This window comes from Candidatus Binatus sp. (assembly GCF_036567905.1).
Classification (GTDB): Bacteria; Desulfobacterota; Binatia; order Binatales; family Binataceae; genus Binatus.
This window is the reverse complement of record NZ_DATCTO010000101.1, coordinates 55,564-65,183: the sequence shown is the minus strand read 5'-3', so window position 1 is coordinate 65,183 and position 9,620 is coordinate 55,564. Positions and strand designations below refer to the sequence as shown.

The 9,620-nt window shown below is 61.3% G+C and carries 10 protein-coding genes; 5 read left to right on the top strand and 5 right to left on the bottom strand.

The window, feature by feature from the left end:
• The 3 genes from VIO10_RS15850 to VIO10_RS15840 all read left to right on the top strand — a co-directional run.
• Nucleotides 1-336 (top strand): hypothetical protein (locus VIO10_RS15850; RefSeq protein WP_331966521.1); only part of this gene is annotated, 336 nt, incomplete at its 5' end.
• Nucleotides 320-631 (top strand): hypothetical protein, encoded by a 312-nt coding sequence (locus VIO10_RS15845; protein WP_331966518.1) that lies wholly within the window; start codon nt 320-322, stop codon nt 629-631. The genes VIO10_RS15850 and VIO10_RS15845, both read left to right, overlap by 17 nt.
• An 11-nt stretch (nt 632-642) precedes the next feature.
• On the top strand, nt 643-1,272 hold the full coding sequence (locus tag VIO10_RS15840; RefSeq protein ID WP_331966515.1) for a phage protein Gp27 family protein: 630 nt from the start codon (nt 643-645) through the stop codon (nt 1,270-1,272).
• Between the two features lie 204 nt (nt 1,273-1,476).
• Here the strand turns inward: VIO10_RS15840 and VIO10_RS15835 are convergent, their stop codons facing one another.
• Nucleotides 1,477-1,833 (bottom strand): endonuclease domain-containing protein, encoded by a 357-nt coding sequence (locus VIO10_RS15835; RefSeq protein WP_331966512.1) that lies wholly within the window; start codon nt 1,831-1,833, stop codon nt 1,477-1,479.
• Nucleotides 1,834-2,188: 355 nt separating this feature from the next.
• Here VIO10_RS15835 and VIO10_RS15830 point away from each other — a divergent pair, with 355 nt between their 5' ends.
• Together VIO10_RS15830 and VIO10_RS15825 are read left to right on the top strand one after the other, a co-directional pair.
• Nucleotides 2,189-3,712 (top strand): hypothetical protein, encoded by a 1,524-nt coding sequence (locus VIO10_RS15830; RefSeq protein WP_331966509.1) that lies wholly within the window; start codon nt 2,189-2,191, stop codon nt 3,710-3,712.
• 182 nt (nt 3,713-3,894) lie between these two features.
• Nucleotides 3,895-5,268, top strand: a complete 1,374-nt coding sequence (locus tag VIO10_RS15825; RefSeq protein WP_331966506.1) for a DUF935 domain-containing protein — start codon at nt 3,895-3,897, stop codon at nt 5,266-5,268.
• Between the two features lie 19 nt (nt 5,269-5,287).
• Here the strand turns inward: VIO10_RS15825 and VIO10_RS15820 are convergent, their stop codons facing one another.
• The 4 genes from VIO10_RS15820 to VIO10_RS15805 form a co-directional block, all read right to left on the bottom strand.
• Nucleotides 5,288-6,094 carry a class I SAM-dependent methyltransferase gene (locus VIO10_RS15820; protein WP_331966503.1) on the bottom strand — a complete coding sequence of 269 codons (807 nt, stop codon included), beginning with the start codon at nt 6,092-6,094 and terminating at the stop codon, nt 5,288-5,290.
• A gap of 73 nt (nt 6,095-6,167) precedes the next feature.
• Entirely contained in the window at nt 6,168-6,686 is a 519-nt protein-coding gene (locus tag VIO10_RS15815) for a hypothetical protein (RefSeq protein ID WP_331966500.1), read from the bottom strand.
• A 27-nt stretch (nt 6,687-6,713) separates the two neighbouring features.
• Nucleotides 6,714-7,376 carry a hypothetical protein gene (locus VIO10_RS15810; protein ID WP_331966496.1) on the bottom strand — a complete coding sequence of 221 codons (663 nt, stop codon included), beginning with the start codon at nt 7,374-7,376 and terminating at the stop codon, nt 6,714-6,716.
• A gap of 557 nt (nt 7,377-7,933) precedes the next feature.
• Entirely contained in the window at nt 7,934-9,562 is a 1,629-nt protein-coding gene (locus VIO10_RS15805; protein WP_331966493.1) for a hypothetical protein, read from the bottom strand.
• Nucleotides 9,563-9,620: the final 58 nt, after the last annotated feature.

Genomic DNA, 9,620 nt, shown 5'->3' with positions numbered 1-9,620 from the left:
GCGCCAACGGCGCGCGGCCTTAATACTGAAAAGATGGAGTGGGGAAACGTGGCGGGATGGGCCGCTGCTTTCGTCGCCTTTGTGGCGGTCAACGCGAGCACCATCCAATGGCTGCTGAAGCGGCGCGACGAGCAGCATCAGCGCGACTCCGGCCGCGTTGACGAGCTGGAAAAACAGTTGACTGACTTGCGCGTGAATCTGCCGCTGGAGTACGTGCGGCGCGAGGACTGGATCAGGTTCAGCGGCACGCTGGACGCGAAGCTGGACGCGATGCGCGAAGAAATGCGCGAAGATATCGCAGAGGTAAAGGAAAGGCTGTATGCCGGACGCAATTGATCTCGAACAAAAACGCCGCGAGGAAGCGCGATGGCGGGTGCTGCGCGTCGTCGACGCGGGACGCCCGATAGCAGTCTCCGAGCAGATAATCTGGCGCGTGCTCGCCGACATCAAGCTCTCGCTGTCGCTCAATGCCGTGCGCCGCGAGCTCGCCTATCTGCGCGACTTAGGGTTGCTCGAACTCGAAGGCGAGGGCGCGGAAACCTGGTTCGCGAAACTCACCGCCAGCGGCGTTGACGTCGTCGAGTACAACTTCCCGTCTCCCGCCGGCGTCGCGCGCCCGCGCAAGTATTGAGGAGCGGCGCGATGAAGGATAAGAAGCGCGCGAAAAAAAGCGAGCCCGGCGGCAAGCCGAAACGGGTGCCGTTCCGGCATGTGCCTGCGAAGACGTGGAAGATGAAGGGGATGCCCACGGATTTGAAGGAGCAGTTCGACGCCTTGATCGGCGACGGCACCTTCCATACGTCGTCGCAATTGAAAAAATGGCTGGGGGACAATGGCTTCGAGATATCAAGCAGGTCGATCCGCCAATATGGGGAGAATTTCGAGCGGCGCCTCGACGCAATCCGGATGGCGACGGAACAGGCGCGAATCGTTTGCGAGGAATTCAAAGACGACGACGCGAAGATGCAGACCGCGCTGCTCAGGCTGGTGCAGACGCGCCTGTTCGAACTCCTGGCCGTCGCCAACGAGAAGCCGGGGCCCAGGAAGCGCGGCAGCGCGAAGATCGAGCCGGCGAAGATCGCGCCCGTGAATATCGCGGCAATGGCGCGCACCGTGTCGGGACTGGTGAAGGCCGAAACCGAGCATCAGAAATGGGCCGAGCACACGCGCGAAAAAGTGGCGGCGGTCGAGCAGAAGGTCGAGGACGCGCGCGCCAAGGGCCTGAGCAAAAACGCCGCCGATCAGATCAGATCCGTCTTGATGGAGATTTAGAGCACAATGAGCGCACGCCGCCGTCCGCCTCTCCCGCTTCCTCTCCCTGTCAGGGGAGCCTTGCGTAACCCGATCGCCGCATTATTTCCTCTCCCTGTTAGGGAGAGGATGGAGGTGAGGGTCCTTATCCAGCGCGCCCTGTTTCCCGTTCTTAATACCAGCCTCCCGTGCCCACGGGCGCGCGATTCAGGATTCTTTCCTGCCTCATTCTGCCTTCGAACCGCCGAGGAATGCGTCAATCGCCCTGAGAACTTCGTCAACGTCTGCGAGCACCTGGTTGTTCCAGAATCGAAGGACCCGGTAGCCGTGCCCGTTGAGAAACGAGGTGCGGGTATTATCTTCGCGAGTCTGCTCAGCATGTTGAGCGCCATCGAGTTCGATGATCACGCGCCGTTCAGTCGAGCAAAAGTCAGCGAAGTACGGCCCAATCGGGAATTGACGGCGAAACTTGGCGTCGCGCATCTGGCGGGCTCGCAGATAGTGCCACAGGATTCGTTCCGCGTCGGTCTGTTCGTGCCGCAGCCGTCGCGCGTTCTGCTGGGGCGCTTCAATCGGGCGCATCGTTTCGACTGTTCGCTATCTGGCGAAGAAGCACAAGTTGCCCGCTCCGTCTCTCCATTTCCTCTCCCTGTCAGGGGAGCCTTGCGCAACCCGATCGCCGCATTATTTCCTCTCCCTGTTAGGGAGAGGATGGAGGTGAGGGTCCCTATGCAGCGCGCCCTGGTTCCCGTTCTTAATACTGGCTACCCGTGCCCACGGGCGCGCGATTCAGGATTCTTTCCCTTCCGACTTGCCCGGTCCGTTTCCCCATTTCCTCTCCCTGTTAGGGAGAGGATGAAGGTGAGGGTCCCTATGCAGCGCGCATCTTCAAAGCGCGATTCAGGATTCTGCTCTTTCCCACCGCGTGGAGTAGCTAATGAATGAACCACTCTCAATACTACTTCCATATCAGCGCCGATGGCTGGCCGATCAATCGCAAGTCAAGGTCAGCGAGAAGTCGCGCCGAATAGGCATTACCTGGACCGAGGCTGCCGATCGCGCGCTCGGCGCCGCCACCGGCGGCCGCGCCGGAATCGACGGATGGTATATCGGCTACAACAAGGACATGGCGCTCGAGTTCGTCGAGGCCGCCGCGCGATGGGCGCGGCGCTTCAATCGCGCGGCGGCGGCGATCGAGGAAATTGTTCTCGCCGACGAGCGCGCCGACATCCTGGCCTACCGAATCCGCTTCGCCTCCGGGCACAAAATCGTGGCGCTGTCGTCGCGGCCGTCGAATCTGCGCGGCAAGGACGGCTGCGCGGTGATCGACGAGGCCGCGTTCCATGAAGACTTGGCCGGCCTGCTGAAAGCGGCGCTGGCGTTTACCATGTGGGGCGGACTGGTGCGGATAATTTCAACTCACAACGGCGCCAACAATCCCTTCAACGAACTAATCAGTGAGATTCGCGCCGGCCGGCGTCCATACTCACTTCATCGCACGACTTTCGACGACGCACTAGCCGACGGACTATACAGAAAAATCTGCGAACAGAGCGAAACCGAATGGAGCGAGGAAAAACAACGCGAGTGGCGCCAGCAGATTGTCGATTACTACGGCGACAACGTCGGCGAAGAACTGTTCTGCATCCCGCGCGCCTCGTCGGGCGCCTACCTGAGCTCGGTCTTGATCGAGGCGCGGATGAAGGCCGGTATCCCGATACTGCGATGGGAAATGCCGGCGGAATTCTCGGGCCGCCCGGAAGCGGAGCGCTGCTCGGAGACGCAGGCGTGGTGCGAGGACAACCTGGCGCCCGTAATCGCGGCGCTGGATCGGTCGCTGGCAAGCTTTTTCGGCGAGGATTTCGGGCGTTCGGGCGACTTGACGGTGATCTGGCCCCTCCAGATCGCCCACGACCTGACGCGGCGGACGCCGTTTGTGGTCGAGCTGCGCAATATCCCCTTTCGAAACCAGGAGCAGGTGCTCTTCTATGTCGCCGACCGGCTGCCGCGATTCACCGCGGGCGCGATGGACGCGCGCGGCAACGGACAGTACCTCGCCGAGACCGCGGCCCAGCGCTACGGCGCCCGAATCGTGCAGGTGATGCTCTCGGAGTCGTGGTACCGCGAAAATATGCCGCGCTACAAGGCCGCGTTCGAGGACGGCACCATCGAGATTCCCAAGGATGCGGACGTGCTTGCCGACCATCGCGCGATCGTGCTCGAGCAAGGCGTGGCAAAGATCGCCGAGCGGCGCGCCGGCGCCGACGGCAAGGGACGCCACGGCGACTCGGCGATGGCGGCGGCACTGGCGTTCTTCGCGTCGCGCGCGGACCCCGGGCAGATCGCGTACATCCCGGCGCTTGTGCCAGGCAAGCGCGACAACTTCGACCGGCGGATCGATCCATTCGGCGCGCCTCCGGCGGAAGACGGTCTGGTCGGCGCCCGTGTGCGTGGATTCTGAACACCCATGAATAGCTACTGGCGATGGAAATGCGAAGAATGCGGTTATGAGTTTATACTCGCGCTGATTCGTCTTCCCCAAGCGTGCCATCGATGCGGCGGCGAATGGTTTTTGAAAATCGGCGAAGCCGCATTCAAAGAACACAGATCTGACTAGCTCAACTTTCAACTGGAGACTAACCAATGAAACTCTATGATGCCTACGGACGCGAAGTTGATACAGGAATGTTGCGCGAAGAGCAGGCAGCGCCGACGATGGCGGGAGTGCGAAATATATATTCCGTGATGCATCCGTCGATCGGACTGACCCCGGAACGATTGACGGGAATCCTCCAACAAGCCGAGTTCGGAGATCCGTTTCTGTATCTGGAGCTGGCCGAGGAGATGGAAGAAAAGGACCTGCATTATCTGGCCGTGCTCAGCACGCGCAAAAATGCGGTCGCGCAACTGGACCTGGTGGTGCGGGCGGCGTCGAACGGGTCCGAGGATCAACGCGCCGCGGCGATGGTGCGCGAGATGATCGCCGACGGCCCGCTCCAACTCGACAGCGTGCTGTTCGACGTGCTCGATGCGCTGGGCAAGGGATTTTCGGCAACTGAAATTATCTGGGATACCTCTGGGCGCGAATGGTTTCCCGCGCAATTGAAATGGCGCGACCCGCGCTGGTTCGCGTTTGACTGGATATCGGGCGAAGAGATACTGGTGCGCACCCTGAACGGCCAGGCAATCCCGGTCCAGAGCGAAACGCAGACGCGATTACCGACCCATTTCGGCGGCGACGGAATATATGCGTCGGTGCGCCGCGGAATAGGAATACAGCCGATGACGGCGCCGCTGGCGCCCTACAAGTTTGTGACTCATTTTGCAAAGGCGAAAGCCGGTCTGCCTATACGAGGCGGGTTGGCGCGCGCCGCCGGGTGGGCATACCTGTTCAAGAACTACGTACTAAAGGACTGGGTAACGTTCACCGAAGTATTCGGGCAGCCTCTTCGAGTAGGCAAATACCATCCGGGCGCGTCGGAACAGGACAAGCAGGCACTACTGCAGGCGGTATCGAAAATAGGCACTGATGCGGCCGCGATAATGCCGGAGTCGATGGTAATAGAGTTTACCGAGGCGCATCAGAACGGCAGCGCGGAGTTGTATCAGAAATTTTGTGAGTATCTGGATGCGCAAGTGAGTAAAGCAGTGCTCGGGCAGACACTGACTACCGAGATGCCTGCTTCAGGAGGATCGCGAGCGGCGGCTGAAGTCCACGAGGGCGTGAGACGCGACATCCTGAATGCGGACGCGAAACGATTGGCGGCGACACTCGCGCGCGATTTGGTTCGGCCGATCGTCGAGCTGAACATGGGGCCGCAGGCGCGCTATCCGAAGATCGAATTGGGGCTGCCGGACGACGGCGACGTGAAAGTGTTCGCGGAGATCGTCGCGATGCTGGCGGATCGGGGACTGCGCGTTGGACAGAAGACGATTCTGGACAAGCTGGGGATCGCGGAGGCGAGCGCGGGCGAGCCGGTGCTGGAGGCGTTGGCGTACGGGAGGGGGGAGGAGTAGCAGGGGGGCCGGTCCCCTGCTATTGCCGGCGACGGAGGCGGTCTTTGATGGTTTTGCGCAGCGCGCGGCGGCGATGTTTCATCTCGAGCAGGATGTCGTCGTAGATAAATTTGCGGATGGCGAAGCCGGAGCCGGGGAATCGAATCGCATGGTCACCCGGCCGGCGGAGATAGCGAAAGACCTGCACGCCGTTCCACCAGGTGGGCGAATGATTGCCGGGCGTGCGCAAATCGAGGATGAGTTCGAACGAGGGCAGGGCGCGCGCGACGAGGTCGTTGGCGGAACGAGCGGCGCGTTTGTTGGTGTCGTCGATGATGACGAGAGCGTCGTCGGCGAGCTGGGGGAGTGCGAGCGCGACACCGTCATATTGATCGCGAAAGGAATGGCCGCCGTCATAGAAGTAGGCGCCGATGCGTGCGGGGCGCCATGGCGCGGCGGCAAGGAAATCGCGGAAGTCCATGTCGTGGAAGGTGACCTGGCCGGGTGCGGTGTGCGCGTCGAGCGTGCGGCGGAGCGCTTCGGCGGCGCCGTCGAACTGCGAAAAATTGTCGCATGCGAAGATGCGCGCGTGCGGGTTGGAGGCCGCGGCGCCAACGAGGCTGGCGCCTTTGTAGCATCCCACCTCGACGTAAACTTCGCCCTGATCGAGAGAGGCGACGGCGCAATTGAGGAGTCGCAGCTTGTTCTCGGTGGCCATTCCGGGAATTTCGCCGAGGATGTGCGAGAGAGAGCGGTTGGCGGGATGGCGCGAACGAGCGAGGCGGCCGGCGTCGTCGAACTCGGGCCATTGCGCACGGCATCGCTCGAGGAAAGCGTCAAAGTGCATCTTTTTTTAGAAAAGTTGATCGGGCTGCGAGAGTTTTTTCGATGGTGGTCACGTTTTGCAGAGCCGCGATTTATCACCAGTACATCGCAGGGCCCATCGGACCGACGAGACCCATGCCGTATGGATTGAACATCTCTTCCTGCATGTTCATATCCTCCATCTGCTGGGCTTCGAGGGCTTGCTGGGAGATCTCGGCTTCCTTCGCCTGGAACTGTTCGTTGAGTTTCAACTTTTCGTACTGCTGATAATCCTCCTCGCTGCCGATGTACATACATTTGCAATGGTACGGATCGGCCATGTAGTAGTGCAGGTCGCCGGTCTTGCCGACATAGTAATCAACCTGGAGCGGAGCGAGCGACTCGAGGTGCTTTTGGCGCTCGGGAGTGTCGGCGAGGAGCATCCTGAAGCCGGCTGCGGAGAGCATCGGTTCGATCTGCTCGGCCTGTTGCTCGGGAGTCGGCGGTTGAGGCTGGAGCGAGCCGCAGCCGAAGAGCGCAGCCGAAAACGTGGCGATCAAAAAGGCGACGGCGACGGAAGTTGAAGGGTGTTGGCGCATTGGTTCCTTGGGCAGAGAAAAGAGCGGGGTGGCCATCGCGGGCCACCCCTGGTGAAGAGTCGTTCAGGGAACGGAGCCGGTCGTGTTTCCATTGGCGTCGAACAACGTAAACGCGCCGGCGCCGTCAGCATTGAGGGTGACCGAGGCGCGGGTCTTGCCGTCGGCGCCAAGCAGTGCGAGGCCGGGCAATCCGTCGGGCGTCACGTCGAGACCGAGGCGCGCGTGGTGCTGATCGGCCAGGCGCAGCGTGGGAGCGCCGCTGGTCGCCACGATGATCGAGGCGCGCGGAATGCCGGCCTTGTCCAAGAGGTCCAGACCGGACTGGCCGTCGGTAGCGACGCCGAGGGTGGCTTGCGGCAGCGCGTTGGCATTGTAGAGCACAACGCGGGCGACGCTGTTGGCGAGTCCGACTTCGATTCGCGGCTTGCCGTCGCGGCCGAAGATACCGAGCGCCGGGGCGCCATCGGAGCCGACGCCGAGCCCGGCGCGCAAGGTGCCGGTGCCATCGAAGACGCCGAGTTGTGCGACGCCTTTGCTGGTGACGCTGAACTCGCCGCGCGATTTGCCCTTGGCGTCGACCAGCATGAACTTCTGCGCGGTGATCAGCTTGGGGGCTGCGGCGGCGTCAACGGCGCGAGCGGCAAAAATATGGCCGGACACTGCTCCTCCGACGAGCGCGGCGGCGAGAGTCAGGGTCACAAACCCGATTCGCTCTTTGATGGTCATGGTCGCGGTCTCCTTTTCAGTACCGATGGCTGGGCGGTTTTCGACAAGAACATTAGCAGGCTTGAAGGGGCGGTTACAAAAGCAGCAGGGCTGAGCCCTGCACCCAATGTTAAGGCCGCGCTCCGTTGTCGCGCGCGGCATGAAGGAAGAATCACCTGCGCGGTGGGCGGCAGGGGCTGCGGCCCCTGCACCCGCAGTGAGAAGACGCGAAAATCTGCGCAGCGCATCTTTCCGCGACTACGCGAGTAGGGGGTGACCCCTGCACCCAGTATTAAAAAAAAAGATGCGGGCTTCGCCCTGTTAGAACGGGTCAGGGGGAGAGACGTCGTTTCTGGTTCTGGTTCGATGTCGCGGCTTGTGTTTTTGAAGTCATGTTTTGCGCGTTAATTTCCTCGCCCTGTTAGGGCGAGGATGAAGGTGAGGGTCCTTATACAGGGCGCCCTGTTTTCCTTTCTTAATACTGGCCTCCCGTGCCAACGGGCGCGCGATTCAGGATTCTGCCTTTGCCCAGAACGCGCCTCGTGTTCGCGCAAAGCTCTGCTAACGCGGCGGATGCGTCAGTCCGTCTTGATGAATCCGGCCGGGACGGCAGCCGCGACTAGCAGCAACATCCATCCGGCGAATAGCTGAATTAGCGAATAGACTTCAAATATCCAGTACAGGGAATCGCAGTGCCATTTCTCGCTCAGCCGCCAGTGCGACTTCTGGCCGAGATCGAAGGGGGAAATGACATCGAGCGAGTACACGGAAGCGTGGAACCGCGGATAGTAGTACGGCAGCGGGGTCTTCACTGTTTGGTCCGACTCGTAAGCCTCCTGGTCTGACGGCACCATCACGCGGACTGAGGGCCAACGAGCGACCGAGAACACGAGGGTTCCCAACAGCACTAGTATCGCCATCCCGAGGAACGCCCGCCACGGTTCGTATCTGTAACCCACAGCGAGATACAGAATCCAGCTTCGGAACTTGCCCCACCAGCCGAGATCGCCATGCTTGTACAAGTCCTTCTGCTTGGCGATGGCAACTTCCGCGACCTGATGCTCATGGCCCATCCGCTGCAAGACAGCGATTAACTGCTCGTATGGCTGGGGACGAAACCCGAGTTCGTCCGGCTGCCTGCGCAGCCACTCAAGCCTTGTCTTCGCATCCGTCGGACCGTCAGTTATGCGGTCATAGACGAAGCCATCGAGAATCAACCGTCCCTTCTCCGGCCAGCTAGCCTCCTCATCGGCCAACGCCCCCACAATCGCATTGGTCAAGTCCAAGGATGGCTTCCATTCCTTGTTTGGAAAGTCCGGATTGGAATCCTTGTGGATGTTTCGCCAGAAGAATGTCCCCGTGATTTGGGCGCTATCGAGATTTAACGCGTCCAGCCAGGCGTCATCGACCTCGAGTCGCCCCGTGATTTCTGCGCCAGGCAGCCTAACCTCGCCCTCGGCAACGAATTTGTCGCGCAGGAAGACGTTGCCGTGCACATTGATGCCGTCGGCGCTCAAGGCGTTCCCAATCGAATTCTTGAATGTTCCGCCTCGCGCAGTTAGATCGCCGCCGATGGTCGCGCCGAGCAGCCGCACCGTACCCTCAGCGCTGAAGCCGTTCCTCAGGAAAACGGTGCCCGTCACCTTGATGCCGTCGGCGTTCAGGGCGTACCCGTTGGAATTTTTAAATCTTCCGCCTTCGGCATCCAGGTTGCCCCCGATGGTCGCGCTGGGCAGCCGCACCCCGCCCTCGGCATGGAAACCGTTCCTCAGAAAGAGGCTGCCCTCCAACTTAAGCCCATCGGCACCTATCGCTCCCGTCCAACTGCCGTTTAGATTTAGCAGCGGCATCTTCGCCCATTTCAGGTCAAGGTCCTGTTCCAAACGGCATCTGAACAGGGCGAAAGAAAAGGGTACGTTGGTAAAGCTGAGGTCGAGAGCTCCCGTAATCCGGGCGCCCAGAATCTGGATGCCTCTTGGATCGACCTGCTCGCGGGCCTCGCGATCGACGCAGAGCCAGCGGATCAGATCGGCGCGAACGTTGCGCGACGCGGGCCATGTGTCGGCCTTCTCCGGGTCGCTGCCTCCGCCGAGATCGATGCATTTCGCCTCGGTCCCGTCGGAAGCGGCCCGCACCACCCTTTCTTCGGCCTCGGACAAGGGCGGGTCCGTAAACTTCAGCCGCGCCAGATCCTCCAGTTTGCCCACTCGCTCCCCCTTCACCGGCTATTGTCTAGCCTCCCTCGCCGCATAACGCGATAGCGCG